Origin of the sequence: Paraburkholderia gardini (assembly GCF_907164545.1) — a bacterium.
Classification (GTDB): domain Bacteria; phylum Pseudomonadota; class Gammaproteobacteria; order Burkholderiales; family Burkholderiaceae; genus Paraburkholderia; species Paraburkholderia gardini.
Map to the genome: position 1 here is coordinate 1 of NZ_CAJQZB010000062.1, position 19407 is coordinate 19407.

Sequence of the window (19407 nt, forward strand, 5' to 3'; positions counted from 1 at the left end):
CTGTGACGCCGTCGGCCGTGAGGGCCCACCTCCTGTTCGGCCTCATCGGTGGGCGGGGGCCGTTCATCTCATTCCGCTGGTCGGTATGGCCGGGTTGATCAACTGGGATCGACTGGGCATGGCGATGAGCGAGAGCTTCGTGTCTGGCCGAGGTCGGCCGGCGACGTCACCGCGCCTGATAGCCGGGCTGTTGTACTTGCAGCATGCGTTCGACCTGTCCGACGAAGAAGTTGTGTGGCAATGGGTGGAGAACCCGTACTGGCAGGTTTTTACCGGCGAAGGGTATTTGCAGACTGAGCCACCGATTGACCCGTCGAGCCTGACACGCTGGCGCAAGCGGCTGGGCGAAGCCGGAGTTGAAGAGCTGCTGGCCGAGACGATTGAAGCGGCAAGACGCGCAGGCGTGATCAAGACGTCGAGCGTGAAGCGGGTGATTGTCGACACGACGGTGATGGAGAAAGCGATTGCGCACCCGACCGATTCGCGCCTGCTGGAGCGGTGTCGTGAGCATCTGGTAAAGGCTGCTGCACGTAATGGCCTGAAGCTGCGGCAGAACTACAACCGCGAGGCCCCGCGCCTGGCAGGACAGATTGGCCGCTACGCGCACGCGAAGCAGTACAAGCGGATGAGGAAAGCGCTGCGCACGTTGCGTTCGCGTGTGGGTCGAGTGATCCCCCAAGGGGACTTCCTTCGGGGCGTGCGCGATGTTGAGCGGCAGATGGATTCGGTGGCCGAGAACAGTCGGGCTGCATTGCAGGACCTGCTTGACCGCACGAAGCGAATTCTGTCGCAGAAGATGAAGGACAAGAACAAGCTGTACGCCTTGCACGCACCGGAAGTCGAGTGCATCAGCAAGGGCAAGGCGCGTCAGCCGTACGAGTTTGGTGTGAAGGTGTCGATCACGACGACGCACAAGGAAGGGCTGGTGGTGGGGATGCGTTCGATGCCGGGCAATCCGTCCGATGGACATACGCTGGATGAAGCGCTGGAGCAGGCGGCGATCCTCAGTGACGTGATACCGGAGGTTGCAGTTGTGGATCGGGGGTATCGGGGCGTAGCGATTGAGGGCGTGAAGATTTACCACCCGGGCCTGCGGCGTGGCATCACGCGCGGATTGCGCAAGATGATCCGACGGCGCAGCGCGATTGAACCGGCCATCGGGCATATGAAGGCCGACGGCAAGCTCGACCGGAACTGGCTCAAGGGTGCGCTGGGCGATGCGATGAATGCCGTGCTGTGCGGGGCCGGTCACAACCTGCGCATGATCCTGAGAAAGCTGCGGCTTTTTTATGCCTTGATTCTTGCTGTCTTGTTGAATCGCAGTATGGCTGTACAAGCGCTGGCTTGACGCTAGCGCTTTTTAAAGCGAATTGTTCAGGGCCGACGAAATAATCGAGAGTCCGCCAGGCAGTCGCACCTCCGTATAAATCCCTACACATTCGACCTTGAGATTCCGCACGATCTCGACCAAAAATGTAATCGATTACATTTTCGGGGACGAACACCGTGTCGAGACCGCGCCAGCGCGACGTTGCATCGCTTCGACCGTCCGACGACATGTCGATTGCCGGCGTCGCCGAGCAGGCCGGCGTCTCCGTCGCCACGGTCTCACGCGTGCTCAACGGGCACTCGAACGTGAGGCCCGAAACGCGTGACCGGGTACTCGCCGCAGTCGAGACAAGCGGCTATCGCGTCAACGAACTCGCGCGCAACCTGCGCACCGCCGAAAGCCGCCTGCTGCTCACCATGGTGCCGGACTTCGGCAATCCCTTTTACGCGGAAGTGGTGCGCGGTATCGATGCCGTCGCGCGTCAGCATGGCTATTTCATGCTGCTCTGCGATACCGGCGCCGATCCCGGCCGCGAGCGCAGCTACTTCGACATGCTGCGCCGCCACCGCGCCGACGGCGCGATCTGCCTCGATCCCGACACGGTTCAGCACGCGCTCGTGGAAGATGCGGGCACGCTGCCGTGGGTCGCGTGCTGCGAGTTCGACGCCGACATGGGCGTGCCGTGGGTCGGCATCGACAACTATCGCGCGGCCGGTGACGCGGTGCGGCATCTGCTGTCGCGCGGACGCCGTCGCATCGGTCTCATCAATTCGGATGACGGTTATCTCTATGCCCGTCAGCGTCAGGAAGGCTATCTCGACGCACTGCGCGAGGCCGGCGTGAACCCGCTGTCTGCATGGCGTCGCAACGTCTACAGCCTCGACTACGAAGCCGCTGCCGCGGCCGCCGCCGAACTCGCGCGGCAACCGGGCGAAAACGCGCCCGATGCGATCTTCGCCGTGTCGGACACGCTCGCGATCGGTGCGATCAACGGCCTGCGCAGCGTCGGCAAACGCACGCCGGCCGATGTCGCGGTGGTCGGCTTCGATGACATCTCCGTGGCCGCGCAGATCGATCCGCCGCTCACCACGATCGCGCAGCCGATGCGCGAACTCGGCGAGACGGCCGCGCGGTTATTGCTCAAGCGTCTCGCGGACCCGGCGGCCAGCGTGCCGGGCGTGTTGTTGCCGCACCGGCTCGTGGTGCGGCTAAGCGCATAACGCGCAACCAGGCAAAGGAGCAACGCGCGCGATGAGTCTCTCGATCCGCTTCGACGATATCCGCAAGGATTTCGGCCCGGTGCGCGTCCTGCACGGCGTGTCGTTCGATCTTGCGCCTGGGCGCATCTATGGCCTGCTTGGCGAGAACGGCGCTGGCAAATCGACGCTGATGAAAATTCTCGCCGGCTACGAAAGCGCAACCGAAGGCACGCTGTCCGTCGATGGCATAACGCAGCACTTCACCAGTTCGCGCGATGCGGAAGCTGCGGGCATCGTGCTGATCCACCAGGAATTCAATCTTGCCGATCATCTGTCGATCGTCGAGAACATGTACCTCGGGCACGAGAAAAAGCGCGGCTGGCTGCTCGATGAAGGCGCGATGAAAAAAGAGGCAGCGCGCTATCTCGAACAGGTCGGCCTGAAGAAATCGCCCGACACGCAGGTGCGCAACCTGATCGTCGCGGAAAAGCAGATGGTGGAGATCGCCAAGGCGCTGTCGCGTCGCGCGCGCTTTCTCATCATGGACGAACCGACCGCGACGCTCACGCCCTCGGAAACGGAGCGGCTCTTCACGCTGATGCTGAAACTGAAGGCCGATGGCGTGACGATCGTCTACATCTCGCACAAGCTCGACGAAGTCGAGCACATCACCGACGAGGTAATTGTGATGCGCGACGGCCGCTTCGTCGCGCGTGGCGAAACGTCGAGCCTCGCGCGGCAGCAGATGGCGAACCTGATGGTGGGGCGCGACGTCTCCGACATGTTTCCCGATAAAACCCCGCCTGCGCCGGATGCGCCCATTGCGATGCGTGTGGATGGGCTCGTCGTGCCTGGCTGGGTCGAGTCGCTGTCATTCGAAGTCCGTGCGGGCGAAATACTCGGTTTCGCGGGCCTCGTCGGCGCGGGTCGCACCGAAGCGTTCGAGGCGATGCTCGGCCTGCGCAAACGCACGGGGGGGCGCATCGAGCTCGCGGGGCGCGCAGTCGGGATTCACAATCCGCTCGACGCGATGCGGCATGGCCTCACGTATCTGAGCGAGGACCGCAAGAACAAGGCGCTGCACGTCAATCTGAACCTGCAGGACAACCTGACGCTGATGACGCTCGATCGCTACGCGCATCCGTTCCTCGACGCAAAAGCGGAACGCGCCGCGCTGAAAGCGGGCATCGCCGAATTCGGCATTCGCACGGGCGACCCGTCGATCCGCGCGCGCATGCTGTCGGGCGGCAACCAGCAAAAGCTCGCGCTCGCGAAGTTCCTGCATCCGGACCCGAACGTCGTCGTGCTCGATGAACCGACGCGCGGCGTCGACGTCGGCGCGAAGCGCGACATCTACTTCCTGATTCACCGGCTCGCCGCGCAGGGGCGGGCGGTGATCGTGATCTCGTCCGAGCTGATCGAGCTGATCGGCCTGTGCCATCGCGTCGCCGTGATGCGCACGGGCCGGCTTCAAACGACGCTCGCGCTCGACCAGCTAACCGAAGAGGAGTTGATTGCCCATGCAACCGGCACACACTGAACCAGGGCAACCGGGCCGTGCGATGCGCCTCGCGCGCCGGCTGCACGGGCTCGGTCCGCTGCTTGGCCTGATCGTCCTGTGCGTGGGCGGCCAGCTGCTCAACCACGATTTCGCGACCATCGACAATCTCACCAACGTGCTCACGCGCACGTCGTTCATCGGCATCATCGCGGTCGGCATGACGTTCGTGATCATTTCGGGCGGCATCGACCTGTCGGTCGGATCGATGGCCGCGCTGATCGCGGGCAGCATGATCTACACGATGAACGTGCTCGCCCGCGGGATCGACGGCCACATGATCGCGCCGCTCCTGATCGTGATGATCGGCATGGTGCTGGCGCTCGTGCTGGGCGGCGCGTTCGGCATCGCGCACGGCCTGCTGATCACGAAAGGCCCGATCGAGCCGTTCATCGTGACGCTCGGGACGTTCGGCATCTTTCGCGCGGTGCTGACGTGGCTCGCGGACGGCGGCGCGCTCACGCTCGACAACTCGCTCTCCGATCTGTACGGCCCCGTGTATTACGCAAGCGTGTTCGGCGTGCCGATACCGATCTGGGTGTTCCTGATCGTCGCGGCAGGCGGCGCGTTGATCCTGAACCGCACCGCGTTCGGAAGGCACGTGCAGGCGATCGGCTCGAACGAACAGGTCGCGCGCTATGCGGCCATCCGCGTCGATCGCGTGAAGATCGTCACGTACATGCTGCTTGGCATCTGCGTCGGCGTGGCGACGGTGCTGTATGTGCCGCGGCTGGGTTCCGCCACGCCAACCACGGGCCTCCTGTGGGAACTGGAGGCGATTGCCTCGGTGGTCGTCGGCGGTACCGCGCTCAAGGGTGGCGAAGGTCGTGTGCTCGGCACGGTGATCGGCGCCGTGCTGCTTTCGGTGATCGCGAACATTCTCAACCTCACGAGCATCATCAGCGTGTATCTGAACGCGGCGGTGCAGGGCGTCGTCATCATCATCGTCGCGTTCCTGCAGCGCGGACGGCGCTGATCGAACATGCAACCACGAGAGCAAACGGTAAATCGCAGGCAGCAGGCAGCTTGAACCGCAGTACCCGGCGCATTGCCGGCACCTCAAAAACCGGGCGTACGACGCGCCCTACGACAGGAGACACAACATGAAGCAGGTCATTCGGGCGATCAGTGCCGGCGTGCTGGCGTTGGGCATTCTCGGTACGGCGGGCGCGGCACGGGCGGACGACAAGGTCATATTGGGCGTCGCGATTCCGACGGCCGATCACGGCTTCACGGGCGGCATCGTCTGGTGGGCGAACAAGGCGAAGACGGACATGGAGAAGGCGCATCCGGATCTGAAGGTGATCCTGAAGTCGTCGGCGAGCGCGCCGGAGCAGGCGAACCAGTTGCAGGATCTGGTGACCGTCAACCATATCAACGCGCTCGTGATCTTCCCGCATGAATCGGCTTCGCTCACGCAGCCGGTCGCGCAGGTGAAGAAGAAGGGTGTCTACGTGACGGTGGTCGATCGCGGCCTCACCGACACAAGCGCACAGGACGCGTACGTCGCGGGCGACAACACCGCGTTTGGCCGGCTCGCGGGCGAATACTTCTGCAAGTCGCTCAACGGCAAGGGCGACATCGTCGCGCTGCGCGGCATTCCGACCACGCTGGATAACGAGCGCTACAACGCGTTCACGAAGGCGTTGTCGGCGTGTCCGGGCGTGAAGGTGCTGGACGCGAAATACGCGAACTGGAATCGCGACGATGCGTTCAAGGTGATGCAGGATTACCTGACGCGCTTCAGGCACATCGATGCGGTGTGGTCGGCCGATGACGACATGTCGGTTGGCGTGCTGAAGGCCATCGATCAGGCGAAGCGCACCGACATCAAGGAAGTACTGGGCGGCGCGGGGTCGAAGGACATGATCAAGCGCGTGATGGATGGCGACAAGATCATCAACGCCGATGTGACCTACTCGCCGAAGTTCATCTACGACGCGATCAAGCTCACCGCCGAAGCGCGCCTCAAGGGCGAAAAGCTGCCGGCGACGACGATCGTGCCTTCGGTGCTCGTCACGAAAGACAACGCGAAGGAATACTACTTCCCGGACTCGCCGTTCTGACGGCTTGCGCGTTGCCGCGCGCGTGCGATGTGCGTTAAACGCATCGCACGCGCGGGGCGCTCAGGATGTCGAACGCACGAATTCACTATCCGTTTCCGAGGAGCCGCACGATGAAAACCATCAAAGGGCCGGCGATCTATCTGGCCCAGTTCCTGGGCGACAAGGCGCCCTTCGATAACCTCGACAATCTCGCGACGTGGGCCGCGAAGCTCGGCTACAAAGGCATCCAGGTGCCTGTGGATGCGCGCGTGATCGACCTCGAAAAGGCCGCCTCGAGCCAGACGTACTGCGACGAACTGCTCGGCACGGTCGCGGACGCCGGTGTCGAGATCACCGAACTGGCGACGCATCTGCAAGGGCAACTGGTGGCCGTGCATCCGGCCTACGACCAGCTGTTCGACGGGTTTGCCGCGCCGCATGTGCGCGGCAATCCGGCGGCGCGTACCGAATGGGCGATCCAGCAGCTGAAACTCGCGGCACAGGCGTCGCGCCGTCTCGGGCTCGACACGCACGTGTCGTTCTCGGGCGCGCTCGCATGGCCGTACATGTATCCGTGGCCGCAGCGGCCAGCCGGTCTCGTCGAGGCCGCGTTCGATGAACTCGCGCGCCGCTGGCAGCCGATTCTCGATGCGTTCGACGAGGTCGGTGTCGACGTCGCGTACGAACTGCATCCGGGCGAAGATCTTTACGACGGCGTGACGTTCGAGCGCTTTCTGGAGCGCGTGAACGGACATCGTCGCGCGAACATCCTGTTCGATCCGAGCCACTACGTGTTGCAGCAGCTTGATTACCTGTCGTTCATCGATATCTATCACGAGCGCATCAAGGTTTTTCACGTGAAGGATGCGGAGTTTCGTCCGACGGGCAGGGCCGGCGTGTATGGCAGCTATAGCGACTGGATCGACCGGCCGGGACGCTTTCGCTCGCTCGGCGACGGGCAGATCGACTTCGGCGCGATCTTCTCGAAGATGGCGCAGTACGACTATCCGGGCTGGGCGGTACTCGAATGGGAATGCGCGCTGAAGCATCCGGAAGACGGCGCGCGCGAAGGCGCGGAGTTCATTCGCCGGCACATCATTCGCGTCGCCGAAAAATCGTTCGACGATTTCGCGGACAGCGGCGTCGATCAGGCGCAGATCAAAAAGGTGCTGGGGCTGTGATCAGGCATCAGGGAGCATCCGATGACACGTAAATTGCGGTTGGGCATGGTCGGCGGCGGGCAGGGCGCTTTTATCGGCGCCGTGCACCGGATCGCCGCGCGCCTCGACGACCGGTTCGAACTCGTGGCGGGCGCGCTTTCTTCGGACGCGGCGCGCGCGCGGGCAAGCGCCGCGGAACTGGGCATCGCGCGCAGCTACGCGGACTGGCGCGAGATGGCGAAGGCTGAAGCGGCTCGCGACGACGGCATCGACGCCGTCGCGATCGTCACGCCGAATCATTTGCACGCGCCGGTCGCAACGGCATTTCTCGAAGCCGGTATTCACGTGATCTGCGACAAGCCGCTTGCGATTTCGCTGGCGGAAGGTGAAGCGCTCGCGAAGCTCGCGCGCGAGAAGAAAAAGCTGTTCGCGCTGACGCACACATACTCGGGTTATCCGATGGTGCGGCATGCACGCGAACTCGTCGACGCGGGCGAACTGGGCGATATCCGCGTCGTGCAGGTCGAGTACGCGCAGGACTGGCTGGCCGAGCCGATCGAAAACACCGGCACGAACAAGCAGGCGGGATGGCGCACGGACCCGGCGCAATCGGGACCCGCCGGATGCCTGGGCGATATCGGCACGCACGCGTACCACCTCGCTGCGTTCGTGACGGGCATGGTGCCGAAGGAACTGTCAGCGGAAGTGCACACGTTCGTGCCGGGCAGGAAGCTTGACGATCACGTGCAGGTGATGCTGCGTTACGCGAGCGGCGCGCGCGGCATGCTGTGGGCGAGCCAGGTGGCGAGCGGCGCTGAGAACGCGTTGCGCCTGCGCGTGTACGGCACGAAGGCGGGGCTCGCGTTCGATCAGGAATACCCGAACGATCTGTGGTTCACGCCGCTGGGCGGTGCGGCTTGCCGGCTCACGCGCGGACGCGTCCAAAGCGCGATTGCAGCGCACGCGACGCGCGTGCCGCCGGGACACCCGGAAGGCTACCTCGAAGCGTTCGCGCAGTTGTATCTCGATGCGGCATTGCAGATCGAGGCGCTCGATGCCGGCAAGCCGGTGCCACCCGAGAGCCGCTTGCTGACGACCGTCGACGATGGCGTTGAAGGCATGCGTTTTATCGAAGCCGTGCTAAAGAGTAGCGCGATGAACGCGCAATTTCGGGAAGTGGGCAACGGTTGAGGGCTTCGGGAGACAAGCTGGCCTGCGATTGCCCCTACTGCTGATGAGCCACTTCATAACCGCTGACCGGGAGACTGGCGCGCCCCAGCCATATGTAGTAACATTGCTACATATATTGAAAGGACAATGTGCGATGAGCGTTATCACCATGAGTAGCCGCGAGTTTAACCAGTCGGCCAGCGAGGCAAAGAAAGCGTCTTTAGACGGCCCGGTGTTTATCACGGATCGCGGTAAGCCTTCGCATGTACTTCTGAGCATCGACGAATACCGGAAGCTTGCTGGCGGAATGACAACGCTAGCCGATGCGCTCGCACAACGGGGCGAGGTCGATATTGAATTCGACGTGCCGCGCGTCGGTGGACTCTATCGGGCAGCAGACCTTTCCTGATGTTCCTCCTCGACACAAACGTTGTTTCCGAATTGCGTGTGCCGAAACGGGCCGACATAAACGTGCTCGCGTGGGCGTCTTCTCAGCCCGTGGCTGCGCAATTCCTTTCCGCTATTACCGTTCTCGAACTCGAGCTTGGTGTCTTGCGGATGGAGCGTAAAGATGCCGTCCAGGGTGCCGCTCTGCGCACCTGGCTCGATGGGCAGGTTCTGCCTCAATTCGCGGGACGCGTGCTGGCATTTGACCAATCGGTGGCAATGCGGTGTGCAAAGCTACACGTTCCTGATCCTCGCGCCGAACGTGACGCAGTCATCGCCGCAACGGCGCTTGTGCATGGCATGACTGTCGTTACCCGTAACACCGATGATTTCATATTGACCGGTGTCCCGCTTTTGAATCCGTGGAAATGAGAGGGCATGGAAAAAGCAAACGGCTCTGGTGCAAATTGGCTCGGGGAATCGGTCAGCGTTGTCAGCCTCACGAATGGGTGGGCGATGCCAGGCAAGCGGAAAGGTCGGGAGGGATTGCCGCTGGCCGCCTGATCATGCCGCCGATCGCTCGTACACCAGATCTGACAATAGCTTGGGGCTTCGTGCCCGCGCCATCAACGCACGGTAAGATGCATCACCTCATCTTTCCACGGGCGCGCGCATGTCGGCCAATATTGCCTCCATCGATCCTGTCAAAGGTTCCGCCCCGCGCAAACGCATCGTGTTGCTGGTCGGTGCGACGGGGCTGGTCGGCAGTGCATGCCTGAAGCTGCTCGCACGCGATCCGCGCGTCGCCGAAGTGCGCCTGCTCGTGCGGCGCGCGTCGGGCGCGGGCATCGCGGGAATCGCCGGGCACGCGAACCGTGTGATCGAGCAGGCCGTCGATTTCGACCGGCTAGACAGCCTGGCCAGCAGCGCTGATCTCTTCGCCGTCGATGCAGTGATCTGCGCATTGGGCACGACGATACGGACCGCTGGCTCGCAAGCAGCGTTTCGCAAGGTCGATTACGAGTATCCGTTGCGCGTCGGTGCGCTCGCGCGCCGGCACGGCGCGTCGCGCTATGCGCTCGTGAGCGCCATCGGCGCGAGTCCGCGGGCACGCACGTTCTATAGCCGGGTGAAGGGCGAGGTCGAAGCCGGTGCGCTGGGTCTCGGCTTTCCGGCCGTCACGATCGTGCGGCCGTCTTTCCTGATGGGGGAGCGTGCGGAAAGCCGGCCGCTGGAAAGCATCGCGCGCCGCCTGGGCGTGATTCTGCCGCTCAAGTGGCGCTCGATTGCCGCCGACGATGTCGCGCGCGCTCTGGTTGACGCTGCGTTAAGCGATACGCAAGGCGTCACGATCATCGAAAACGACGCGCTGCATCGCGGCGCTCCTGCGCCTTAGCGCTTGCTGTTCTTGATCTGCTCTTCGAGCGCGAGGTCGAACTTGCTTGCCTTGCGCGGCTTTTGCGGGCCGAATGCGTCGACGAACTTGACGAAGTCGTCGAGCGTCAGCGGATCGGAGACTTTCTTGTCGCTGCCCGACGATTTGTCGACGAGATAGAAGAGACCGCCGGAAAGGCTGATCGCCGAAAATTGCGGGTTGCCGGTGCGGGTTTTCAGCCGCTCGACGGCATGGATGGCTCGGGTAGTACGCATGATTTCAGCTACGGTGTGAAGACGCACACTGTATCAGTAACTCAGTAGCGGGCGCGGCGGGCGGCGCGAACGGCACGCACCGCCCGCCATCGAACCTTACTGGCTCAGATACGTGAACTTGCCATCCTTGATGATGCCCATCACGCTCGCGCGCTGGTCGAGGCCCACGTGGTCCTTCACGCTCGTGTTGACCACACCGTTCGGCACGACGAGTTCATGCGCGTGTTCGAGCTCGCTGCGCAGCGCGGCGCGAAACGCGGGCGTGCCCGGCTGCGCCGTTTTTAGCGCGCGCGTCACTGCGTCGACGAGGCGCGGATAGACGCCCGCCGCATCGCCCGCGAACTGCGTGACGCTATTCGGGCCGTATTGCGCTTCATATGCGGCGACGAACGCCATCGCGGCCTTCTTCGCGGGATGATCCGCCGGCAGCGTGCGCGCGACGACGACCGGCTGCGTCGGGAACAGCGTGCCTTCGACATCCTTGCCGCCGAGCTTGATGAATTCCGGCGTGGCGATGCCGTGCGTCTGGTAGATCGGCCCCTTGAAGCCGCGCTCGACGAGCGTGCGTTGCGGCAGCACGCTCGGCGTGCCCGCGCCCGCGACGAGAATCGCATCGGGTTTTGCCGCCATCAGCTTCAGCACCTGGCCGGTGACGCTCGCGTCCGTCCGGTTGAAGCGCTCCGTCGCCACGACCTGAATGTGCCGCAGCGTCGCGAACTTCGTGAATTCGTTGAGCCAGCTATCGCCATAACTGTCCGCGAAGCCGATGAAGCCCACCGTCCTCACGTTGTGGTTCGACATGTAGCGCGTCATCACGTCGGCCATCGCGCTGTCGGTCTGCGCCATCTTGAAGGCCCATACGCGTTTGCCTTCCTGCGGCTCGACCACGCTTGCCGAACCGATCAGCGTGATCATCGGCGTCTGGCTTTCCGCGACGGGATCGAGCGCGGCCAGCGCCGCGGGCGTGACGTTCGGGCCGACGATCACGTCGACGTGGTCTTCGCTGATGAGCTTGCGGATGTTGCGCACCGCGACGCCCGGATCGGAGCCGTCGTCGAGGATGATGTATTCGGCTTTCTGGCCGGCAATCGTCTTCGGCCACATCAGCATCGCGTTCTTGCTGGTGATGCCGATGGCGGCGGCGGGGCCCGTGCTGGACAGATCGATGCCGATCTTGATGTCGGCGTGGGCGACCGTGCTGACCACGAGTGCCGCGGCAGCGGCGACGTAGCGCAGGTTCTTTTTGTACGACGTGAAGCTCATCGGTTGGGTCTCCATGGCGGAATCGAAACAGCGATTGTTATAAAACCGGACAGAGGGTGTTTCAAAGCTCGTAGGATTCGTGCTCGCCCTTTAGCGCCTGTTCGATCAGCCGGCGGTTCAGGCTCGGCGAGAGCAGCTCCACCAGCGTATACACATAGCTGCGCAGATACGCGCCGTGTTTGAGCGCCACGCGCGTCACGTTGCTGCCGAACAGATGGCCGACCGGCATCGCACGCAGATGACGGTCGCGCTCCGCGTTGAACGCGATATCCGCCATGATCCCGACGCCAAGACCCAGCTCGACGTAGGTCTTGATCACGTCGGCGTCGATCGCCTCGAGCACGATGTCCGGATGCAGGCCGCGCAGACGGAACGCCTCGTTGATCTTCGTGCGGCCCGCGAACGCGTTGTCGTACGTAATCATCGGATATTGCGTAAGGTCGTCGAGGGAAAGCTGCTTGCGGTCCAGCAACGGGTGATCCGGCTGCATGACGGCGACGTGATGCCACGAAAAGCAGGGCAGCGAGACCAGTTCCTTATAGTCCGCGATCGCCTCGGTGGCGATCGCCAGGTCCGCCTGGTCGTGGATGACCATTTCGGCAACCTGCGTCGGGCTGCCTTGCAGAATCGAAAGGTGGACCTTGGGAAAGCGCTTCTTGAATTCGGCGATGGCGGCCGGCAGCGAATAGCGCGCCTGCGTGTGCGTGGCGGCGATGACGAGATTGCCCTGATCCTGCGCTGCGTAATCTTTACCAACGCGCTTGAGGCTTTCCACTTCCTGCAGGATCTTTTCAACCGACTGAAGAATGATCCGGCCCGGCTCGGTCAGCGAGCGGACGCGTTTGCCGTGCCGTGTGAAGATTTCGACGCCCAGTTCGTCTTCGAGCTCGATGATTGCCTTGGAGACGCCTGGCTGGCTTGTAAACAGCGCCTTGGCGGCTTCCGTGAGGTTGAAGTTCTGCCGGACCGCCTCGCGCACGAAGCGAAACTGGTGCAGGTTCATTTATAACCTCTTAGCATATGAAAACAATTTTTAAGTCGTTTGAAATATAAGGGGAGTTTATTACGATTTGTCCAACTTTTCCAATATGGATATCTGTATTTGTCATAAGCAAATGAAGGATGCGTCTAAAACCTTCTTCCGCTTGCGCTGACAGACACCGGTAGACAGGGCGTGGCGCCACCGGAACGCCGTGCGGTTACGAAAAAATGGGGTCCCCGAATGTACCAATACGATCAGTACGACCAGACCATCGTTGACGAACGCGTCGCGCAATACGCCGACCAGGTTCGTCGCCGGCTGTCAGGCGAATTGAGCGAAGAAGAGTTCCGTCCGCTGCGTCTGCAGAACGGCCTCTATATGCAGCGCCATGCCTACATGCACCGCATCGCGATTCCTTACGGCAATCTGCGCAGCGACCAGTTGCGCATGCTTGCCCGCATCGCGCGCGAACATGATCGCGGCTACGGCCACTTTTCCACGCGCTCGAACATCCAGTACAACTGGATCAAGCTCGAGGAAACGCCGGAAATTCTCGCGAAACTCGCGTCTGTCCAGATGCACGCCATCCAGACCTCGGGTAACTGCATCCGCAACATCACCGCGGACCAGTTCGCCGGCGTCGCACCGGACGAGATCATCGATCCGCGTCCATGGGCTGAAATCCTGCGTCAGTGGTCGACGTTCCATCCGGAATTCGCGTGGCTGCCGCGCAAGTTCAAGATCGCCGTCTCGGGTTCGAAGGAAGATCGCGCGGCCGTGCAGGTGCATGATCTAGGTGTCTATCTGAAGAAAAACGAACAGGGCGAAGTGGTCGCGAGCATCCTGGCCGGCGGTGGCCTGGGGCGCACGCCGATCGTTGGCGCGATTATCCGCGAAGACCTGCCGTGGCAGCATCTGCTGACTTACTGCGAAGCTGTTCTGCGCGTGTATAACCGCTACGGCCGTCGCGACAACATGTACAAGGCGCGCATCAAGATTCTCGTGAAGGCCTTGAGCCCTGAGAAATTCTCGAAGCAGGTCGAGGAAGAATGGCAGCACCTGAAGGACGGTCCTTCGACGCTCACGCAGGCTGAACTCGATCGCGTGTCGCAATACTTCGTGCCGCCGGTGTATGAAAAGCTGGCGGACACCGATACCGCATTCGAAAACCATCTGCTCGAAAACCGCGCGTTCGCGCGCTGGGTCGAGCGCAACGTGCGTCCGCACAAGGTGGCGGGCTATGCGTCGGTCACGCTTTCGCTGAAGCCGGCCACCATCGCCCCGGGCGACGCCACGGATGCGCAGATGGAAGCCGTCGCCGACTGGGCCGACAAATACTCGTTCGGCGAGATCCGCGTGTCGCACGAACAGAACCTGATTCTCGCGAACGTGAAGAAGCGCGACCTGTTCGAATTGTGGGAGCTGGCCAAGGCACAAGGGTTCGCCACGCCGAACATCGGCCTGCTGACCGACATCATCGCGTGCCCGGGCGGCGATTTCTGCTCGCTCGCGAACGCGAAGTCGATTCCGATCGCGATGGCGATCCAGGAACGCTTCAACGATCTCGACTTTGTCTACGATCTCGGCGACATTTCGCTGAATATCTCGGGTTGCATCAACGCGTGCGGTCACCACCACGTCGGCAACATCGGCGTGCTGGGCGTCGACAAGGACGGCTCCGAATGGTACCAGGTGACGCTCGGCGGCGAACAGAGCACGGGAGCGACCGGCGCGCATCTGGGCCGCGTGATCGGCCCGTCGTTCTCGGCGGAAGAAATGCCGGACGTAGTGTCGAAGGTGATCGATACGTTCGTGGAAAACCGTATCGACGGCGAACGTTTCATCGACACGTATGGCCGCATCGGCATCACGCCGTTCAAGGAGCGCGTGTACGCATCGCGCCAGCCGGCTCACGCTTAACCCGCGATACAGGCTTAAAGGATTCTGCAGATGGCTTCGATTATCAAGAACCGCACGATCGTTAGCGATGACTGGACGGTGGTGCGTGCGGCGGAAGACGGCACCTTGCCCGCGGTGGAAGCACTGCCGGCAGGCAAGGTGATCGTGCCGTTCGCATTGTGGACCGCCTCGCGCGATGCATTGATCGCATCGCGTGGCGACGGCGAAATCGCCGTATGGCTCGAGCCGGACAGCGAACCGGCCGACGTGGTGGCCGACTTCGACAGGCTCGCGCTGATCGCGATCGACTTCCCGGTGTTCCGCGACGGCCGCGGCTACAGCATTGCGCGCCTGCTGCGCGAACGCCATGGCTACAAGGGCGAAATTCGCGCGATCGGCGACGTGCTGCGCGACCAGGTGCGCCTCATGTACCGCTGCGGGTTCGACGCATTTGCGGTGCGGGAAGACAAGGACATCCACGACGCGTTCAAGGCATTCGACGATTTCACCGTGCAGTATCAGGGCGCGGTCGACGATCCGGTGCCGCTGTTCCGTCGCCGCGAAGCCGCGGCTGCCGCGACGGCGCAAAAGGCACCGGCATGAGCGACGCCACGCTTTCAGTGACGCCTGAGCTCGCGGTGAAGATCGAACGGCTGGATACGCTGCTCGATTCGATCGCTGCGCGTCATGCGAACGTCAAGCTCGCCAGCAGTCTTGCCGCGGAAGACATGCTGCTCACGCACGCGATCCTTTCGCGCAACGTGAAGATCGGCGTCTTCTCGCTCAATACCGGACGTCTGCATGCGGAAACGCTGGGCATGCTCGATCGCGTGAAAGAGCGCTATGGCTACGATATCGAACAGTTTCACCCGCAAGCGGATGCGGTCGATGAATACGTCGTGCAGCATGGTCTGAACGCGTTTTACGACAGCATCGATCTGCGCAAGCGCTGCTGCGAAATCCGCAAGGTCGAACCGCTCAACCGCGCTCTGTCGGACGTGAGCGCATGGGTGACGGGCCAGCGTCGCGAGCAGTCGGTGACGCGTGCCGAACTGCACGAGGAAGAACACGACGGCGCGCGCAATATCGCCAAGTTCAATCCGCTCGCGGACTGGACCGAGGCCGATGTGTGGGCGTATCTCAAGGCGTTCGACGTACGGGTCAACCCACTGCATGCGCGCGGTTATCCGAGCATCGGCTGCGAACCCTGCACACGCGCCATCCGTCCTGGTGAAGACAGCCGGGCAGGGCGCTGGTGGTGGGAGTCGCGCGATACGAAGGAATGCGGCTTGCACATCACGACGATTCCGGTTGCAGTGGTCAGCGGGCAAAGCTCCGCCATCTGAAGCGCGGCCCGGGCAGCAGAAACAGATCAATTGAACGATTGAATATCGCGTCGCAAGTCACCCCTTGTGACGGGAACAAAGGAAGGACACACCATGAGCACGACGCTCGATCCCGCACTGAACGCTCCGCTCGCCAACACCGCGAACCGGATGGATCACCTCGACTGGCTCGAAGCCGAGTCGATTCACATCCTGCGTGAACTGGTTGCCGAATGCAGCAACCCCGCGCTGCTGTTTTCGGGCGGCAAGGATTCGGTCGTCGTGCTGCATCTGGCGCTGAAGGCATTCGGCCTCGGTGCGAATCGCAAGACGGTGCTGCCATTCCCGCTCGTGCACATCGACACCGGCCACAACTACGACGAAGTGATCGACTTCCGCGACCGTCGTGCTAAAGAGATTGGCGCGCAACTCGTGGTGGGCCACGTTGAGGATTCGATCAAACGCGGCACGGTGCGTCTGCGTCGCGAACTCGATTCGCGCAACGCCGCGCAGGCGGTGACGCTGCTCGAAGCGATCGAGCAATACGGCTACACCGCGATGATCGGCGGCGCTCGCCGCGACGAGGAAAAGGCGCGCGCGAAAGAGCGCATCTTCTCGTTCCGTGACGAATTCGGCCAGTGGGATCCGAAGGCACAACGTCCGGAACTGTGGAGCCTCTTCAATGCGCGTCTGCATAAGGGCGAACATCTGCGCGTGTTCCCGATCTCGAACTGGACCGAACTCGACATATGGCAATACATCGCCCGCGAAAAGCTCGAACTGCCGTCGATCTATTACGCGCATCACCGCGAAATCGTGCGCCGTAACGGGCTGCTCGTGCCGGTGACGCCGCTGACGCCGATGCGCGAAGGCGAAACCAGCGAAACGGCGCTCGTGCGTTTCCGTACCGTGGGCGACATCAGCTGCACGTGCCCGGTGGAAAGCGACGCCGACGATCTGGAGAAGATCATCGCTGAAACGGCCGTGACCGAAATCACGGAGCGCGGGGCAACGCGAATGGACGACCAGGCATCCGAAGCCGCGATGGAAACACGCAAGAAGCAAGGTTATTTCTAAGGCATGGGACGGGAGTAACGCGCTAAAGCGCGAACTCCCGTCGACAGAGGGACAAGGAACATCATGAGTATTCATCAACCAGAAGACCTCGGCGTGCTGCGTTTCATTACTGCAGGCAGTGTCGACGACGGCAAGAGCACGTTGATCGGACGCCTGCTGTACGACAGCAAGGCTGTGCTGTCGGACCAGCTTTCCGCGTTGTCGCGCGCGAAGAACAAGCGCACCGTGGGCGACGAAATCGACCTGTCGCTCCTGACCGACGGCCTCGAAGCCGAGCGCGAGCAGGGCATCACGATCGACGTCGCGTACCGTTACTTCGCGACCGCGAAGCGCAAGTTCATCATCGCCGATACGCCGGGCCACGAGCAGTACACGCGCAACATGGTGACGGGCGCATCGACCGCGCATGCCGCGATCATTCTCGTCGACGCGACGCGCGTCACGTTCGTGGATGGCGCGGCGCAACTGCTGCCGCAGACCAAGCGTCACAGCGCGATCGTGAAGCTGCTGGGCTTGCAGCATGCGATCGTCGCGATCAACAAGATGGATCTCGTCGACTACAGCGAAACGCGCTTCAACGAAATCCGCGATGCGTACGTCGAACTGGCGCGTCAACTGGGTTTGAACGACGTACGCTTCGTGCCGGTGTCGGCGCTGAAGGGCGACAACATCGTGACCGCGAGCGAGCGCATGCCGTGGTATGCGGGCGAACCGCTGCTGGACGTGCTCGAGGCCTTGCCGGTGGAGATTCCGACGGGTCAGGCACTGCGTTTTCCGGTGCAATGGGTGGCGCGCCAGGACGGCAGCCAGGCCGACGATTTCCGCGGCTACATGGGGCGCGTCGAAGCGGGCGAAGTGAAGCTGGGCGACACGATCGTCGTGCTGCCGGCGAACCGTGAAGCGACGGTCTCGGAGATCATCGCGCCGGTGCCGGGCGGCACCGCGCAGGTTGACCGCGCGTTCGCGGGTCAAACGGTAACGATCCGCCTGGCGGAAGACGTCGACGTATCGCGTGGCGATACATTCGTGCTTCGCGAAGCCGCGCCTGTGCCGGCGAAGAAGGTGGAAGCCGACCTGTGCTGGTTTGACGAGACACCGCTGTCGACGCAGCGCAAGTATCTGCTGAAGCAGACTACCAATACGGTGTTCGCGCGCATTGGCGCGATCCGGGAAGTGCTGGACGTGCATACGTTGTCGCAGGCTACCGACCGGCATGATCTGACCATGAACGATATTGGTCGCGTGTCGCTGACGCTGCAAAAGCCGATCGTGGCCGACGCATACGATTCGCACCCTGGTACGGGCGCGTTCGTGCTGATCGACGAGGCGACGCATCACACGGTCGCGGCCGGCATGATTCGTGCGTTTAGTGCCTGAGTGATCGCGCTTGAGCGCGGTTGTACTGGCACGAACTGAACGGATGGGATTGAGCAAATGGGCAAGGTGTATCTAATTGGTGCAGGGCCGGGCGCAGCGGACCTTATCACGGTGCGCGGCGCCCGTTTGCTGGGCATGGCGGATGTCGTGCTGCACGACGCGCTGGTTGAGCCGTCGATGCTCGATTACGCGCCTTCGCACGCGCGCAGGATTGCCGTGGGCAAGCGTTGTGGGCAGCGTTCGACGGCGCAGCACTTCATTAACAAGCAAATTGTGGATGCGGCTTTGGAGCACGATGTGGTGGTGCGCCTGAAGGGCGGCGACCCGATGCTGTTTGGCCGTGCCGATGAGGAAATGCGGGCGCTTGAGGCGGCGGGTATTGAATACGAGGTGGTGCCGGGGATTACGGCTGCGCTTGCCGGTGCTTCGGCGCTGAAGCGTTCGCTGACGCTGCGAGGGGTGTCGCGCAGTGTCGCGCTGGCTACGCATAGCCGGGCAGCGGACACCGACGAGATCCGCGAGCAGGTGAAGGCGGATTCACTGGTGTTCTATATGGGGCGGGACAGTGCGCCCGAAATTGCCCAACGGTTGATTGACGCTGGGCGCGTCGGGTCTACGCCTGTTGCTATTGTTGAAGCTTGCAGCACGGCTCGGGAACGGTCGTTGACCTTGACCCTTGAGGCGCTTGCTGCTGGCGACGCGCAGCAGTGGCTTGATGAGGCCCAGCCCAGCCTTTTGATGATCGGCGAGGCCTTTGCGGAGCGGCGCTTGTTGCCGCGCGATGAGGTTGTGGATTCTTCTTTGGTTTCTTCTTCCTCTGCATTGCATGCGGCTTAGGTTTTTGCTTTGGCCTTTCCTTGCATTCATGTTGGTCTATTAGCGTCGCCCCTGTGCGGGGCAGCACCTACTTTTCTTTGTCCCCCAAGGGGACTTCCTTCGGGGCGTCTTCCAAAGAAAAGTAGGCAAAAGAAAGGCGCTTCGAAAA

19 protein-coding genes are annotated in these 19407 nt (G+C 62.5%); 16 read left to right on the forward strand and 3 right to left on the reverse strand.

The genetic code is table 11. From position 1 onward, the window contains the following. From LPA37_RS27085 to LPA37_RS27130, 10 genes are all read left to right on the forward strand, one after another. Positions 1-1348 (forward strand): IS5 family transposase (locus LPA37_RS27085; protein ID WP_229014197.1); only part of this gene is annotated, 1348 nt, incomplete at its 5' end. Between the two features lie 209 nt (positions 1349-1557). After that, on the forward strand, positions 1558-2550 hold the full coding sequence (locus LPA37_RS27090; RefSeq protein ID WP_229014206.1) for a LacI family DNA-binding transcriptional regulator: 993 nt from the start codon (positions 1558-1560) through the stop codon (positions 2548-2550). A 31-nt stretch (positions 2551-2581) separates the two neighbouring features. Continuing rightward, entirely contained in the window at positions 2582-4069 is a 1488-nt protein-coding gene (locus tag LPA37_RS27095) for a sugar ABC transporter ATP-binding protein (RefSeq protein ID WP_229014198.1), read from the forward strand. Beyond that, positions 4050-5063 carry an ABC transporter permease gene (locus tag LPA37_RS27100; protein ID WP_228973825.1) on the forward strand — a complete coding sequence of 338 codons (1014 nt, stop codon included), beginning with the start codon at positions 4050-4052 and terminating at the stop codon, positions 5061-5063. Before LPA37_RS27095 ends, LPA37_RS27100 begins: the two co-directional genes overlap by 20 nt. A gap of 127 nt (positions 5064-5190) precedes the next feature. After that, positions 5191-6153: a substrate-binding domain-containing protein gene (locus LPA37_RS27105; protein WP_228973827.1), complete on the forward strand. Its 963-nt coding sequence runs from the start codon at positions 5191-5193 to the stop codon at positions 6151-6153. 110 nt (positions 6154-6263) lie between these two features. Further along, positions 6264-7313 (forward strand): sugar phosphate isomerase/epimerase family protein, encoded by a 1050-nt coding sequence (locus tag LPA37_RS27110; RefSeq protein ID WP_229014199.1) that lies wholly within the window; start codon positions 6264-6266, stop codon positions 7311-7313. A gap of 21 nt (positions 7314-7334) precedes the next feature. Further along, positions 7335-8483: a Gfo/Idh/MocA family protein gene (locus LPA37_RS27115; RefSeq protein WP_229014200.1), complete on the forward strand. Its 1149-nt coding sequence runs from the start codon at positions 7335-7337 to the stop codon at positions 8481-8483. A 133-nt stretch (positions 8484-8616) separates the two neighbouring features. Beyond that, positions 8617-8871, forward strand: coding sequence for a type II toxin-antitoxin system Phd/YefM family antitoxin (locus tag LPA37_RS27120; RefSeq protein WP_228973834.1), 255 nt, complete (start codon positions 8617-8619; stop codon positions 8869-8871). Continuing rightward, on the forward strand, positions 8868-9281 hold the full coding sequence (locus LPA37_RS27125) for a type II toxin-antitoxin system VapC family toxin (protein ID WP_228974168.1): 414 nt from the start codon (positions 8868-8870) through the stop codon (positions 9279-9281). Before LPA37_RS27120 ends, LPA37_RS27125 begins: the two co-directional genes overlap by 4 nt. A gap of 241 nt (positions 9282-9522) precedes the next feature. Beyond that, the gene (locus LPA37_RS27130; protein ID WP_228973835.1) at positions 9523-10245 is read left to right on the forward strand and encodes an NAD(P)H-binding protein; all 723 of its coding nucleotides are present in this window, start codon (positions 9523-9525) and stop codon (positions 10243-10245) included. On the opposite strand, the gene LPA37_RS27135 is transcribed toward LPA37_RS27130, so the two are convergent. The 3 genes from LPA37_RS27135 to LPA37_RS27145 all read right to left on the reverse strand — a co-directional run bounded on the left by LPA37_RS27135 (position 10242) and on the right by LPA37_RS27145 (position 12765). Beyond that, positions 10242-10499 (reverse strand): hypothetical protein, encoded by a 258-nt coding sequence (locus LPA37_RS27135; protein ID WP_228973837.1) that lies wholly within the window; start codon positions 10497-10499, stop codon positions 10242-10244. The two genes, LPA37_RS27130 and LPA37_RS27135, sit on opposite strands and share 4 nt — an antisense overlap. A gap of 96 nt (positions 10500-10595) precedes the next feature. After that, positions 10596-11777: an ABC transporter substrate-binding protein gene (locus tag LPA37_RS27140; protein WP_407672637.1), complete on the reverse strand. Its 1182-nt coding sequence runs from the start codon at positions 11775-11777 to the stop codon at positions 10596-10598. Positions 11778-11823: 46 nt separating this feature from the next. Next, positions 11824-12765, reverse strand: coding sequence for a CysB family HTH-type transcriptional regulator (locus LPA37_RS27145; protein WP_228973840.1), 942 nt, complete (start codon positions 12763-12765; stop codon positions 11824-11826). 219 nt (positions 12766-12984) lie between these two features. On the opposite strand from LPA37_RS27145, the gene LPA37_RS27150 reads away from it, so the two are divergent. The 6 genes from LPA37_RS27150 to cobA all read left to right on the forward strand — a co-directional run bounded on the left by LPA37_RS27150 (position 12985) and on the right by cobA (position 19259). Further along, positions 12985-14664, forward strand: coding sequence for a nitrite/sulfite reductase (locus LPA37_RS27150; RefSeq protein WP_228973842.1), 1680 nt, complete (start codon positions 12985-12987; stop codon positions 14662-14664). A 30-nt stretch (positions 14665-14694) separates the two neighbouring features. Continuing rightward, positions 14695-15246, forward strand: coding sequence for a DUF934 domain-containing protein (locus tag LPA37_RS27155; protein ID WP_229014201.1), 552 nt, complete (start codon positions 14695-14697; stop codon positions 15244-15246). Further along, on the forward strand, positions 15243-15989 hold the full coding sequence (locus LPA37_RS27160; RefSeq protein ID WP_229014202.1) for a phosphoadenylyl-sulfate reductase: 747 nt from the start codon (positions 15243-15245) through the stop codon (positions 15987-15989). The genes LPA37_RS27155 and LPA37_RS27160 overlap by 4 nt, the downstream gene beginning before the upstream one ends. 93 nt (positions 15990-16082) lie before the next feature. Then, positions 16083-17045: a sulfate adenylyltransferase subunit CysD gene (cysD, locus tag LPA37_RS27165; RefSeq protein WP_229014203.1), complete on the forward strand. Its 963-nt coding sequence runs from the start codon at positions 16083-16085 to the stop codon at positions 17043-17045. A 63-nt stretch (positions 17046-17108) separates the two neighbouring features. Beyond that, positions 17109-18422, forward strand: a complete 1314-nt coding sequence (locus tag LPA37_RS27170; protein WP_229014204.1) for a sulfate adenylyltransferase subunit 1 — start codon at positions 17109-17111, stop codon at positions 18420-18422. Between the two features lie 57 nt (positions 18423-18479). After that, positions 18480-19259, forward strand: coding sequence for a uroporphyrinogen-III C-methyltransferase (cobA, locus tag LPA37_RS27175; RefSeq protein WP_229014205.1), 780 nt, complete (start codon positions 18480-18482; stop codon positions 19257-19259). Positions 19260-19407 lie beyond the last annotated feature (148 nt).

Excerpts from the sequence above, each read along its gene's own strand:
- LPA37_RS27090 (WP_229014206.1), top strand. The coding sequence starts at position 1,558 with ATGTCGATTGCCGGCGTCGCCGAGCAGGCCGGCGTCTCCGTCGCCACG.
- LPA37_RS27095 (WP_229014198.1), top strand. The coding sequence starts at position 2,582 with ATGAGTCTCTCGATCCGCTTCGACGATATCCGCAAGGATTTCGGCCCG.
- LPA37_RS27100 (WP_228973825.1), top strand. The coding sequence starts at position 4,050 with ATGCAACCGGCACACACTGAACCAGGGCAACCGGGCCGTGCGATGCGC.
- LPA37_RS27105 (WP_228973827.1), top strand. The coding sequence starts at position 5,191 with ATGAAGCAGGTCATTCGGGCGATCAGTGCCGGCGTGCTGGCGTTGGGC.
- LPA37_RS27110 (WP_229014199.1), top strand. The coding sequence starts at position 6,264 with ATGAAAACCATCAAAGGGCCGGCGATCTATCTGGCCCAGTTCCTGGGC.
- LPA37_RS27115 (WP_229014200.1), top strand. The coding sequence starts at position 7,335 with ATGACACGTAAATTGCGGTTGGGCATGGTCGGCGGCGGGCAGGGCGCT.
- LPA37_RS27120 (WP_228973834.1), top strand. The coding sequence starts at position 8,617 with ATGAGCGTTATCACCATGAGTAGCCGCGAGTTTAACCAGTCGGCCAGC.
- LPA37_RS27130 (WP_228973835.1), top strand. The coding sequence starts at position 9,523 with ATGTCGGCCAATATTGCCTCCATCGATCCTGTCAAAGGTTCCGCCCCG.
- LPA37_RS27135 (WP_228973837.1), bottom strand. The coding sequence starts at position 10,499 with ATGCGTACTACCCGAGCCATCCATGCCGTCGAGCGGCTGAAAACCCGC.
- LPA37_RS27140 (WP_407672637.1), bottom strand. The coding sequence starts at position 11,777 with ATGGAGACCCAACCGATGAGCTTCACGTCGTACAAAAAGAACCTGCGC.
- LPA37_RS27145 (WP_228973840.1), bottom strand. The coding sequence starts at position 12,765 with ATGAACCTGCACCAGTTTCGCTTCGTGCGCGAGGCGGTCCGGCAGAAC.
- LPA37_RS27150 (WP_228973842.1), top strand. The coding sequence starts at position 12,985 with ATGTACCAATACGATCAGTACGACCAGACCATCGTTGACGAACGCGTC.
- LPA37_RS27155 (WP_229014201.1), top strand. The coding sequence starts at position 14,695 with ATGGCTTCGATTATCAAGAACCGCACGATCGTTAGCGATGACTGGACG.
- LPA37_RS27160 (WP_229014202.1), top strand. The coding sequence starts at position 15,243 with ATGAGCGACGCCACGCTTTCAGTGACGCCTGAGCTCGCGGTGAAGATC.
- cysD (WP_229014203.1), top strand. The coding sequence starts at position 16,083 with ATGAGCACGACGCTCGATCCCGCACTGAACGCTCCGCTCGCCAACACC.
- LPA37_RS27170 (WP_229014204.1), top strand. The coding sequence starts at position 17,109 with ATGAGTATTCATCAACCAGAAGACCTCGGCGTGCTGCGTTTCATTACT.
- cobA (WP_229014205.1), top strand. The coding sequence starts at position 18,480 with ATGGGCAAGGTGTATCTAATTGGTGCAGGGCCGGGCGCAGCGGACCTT.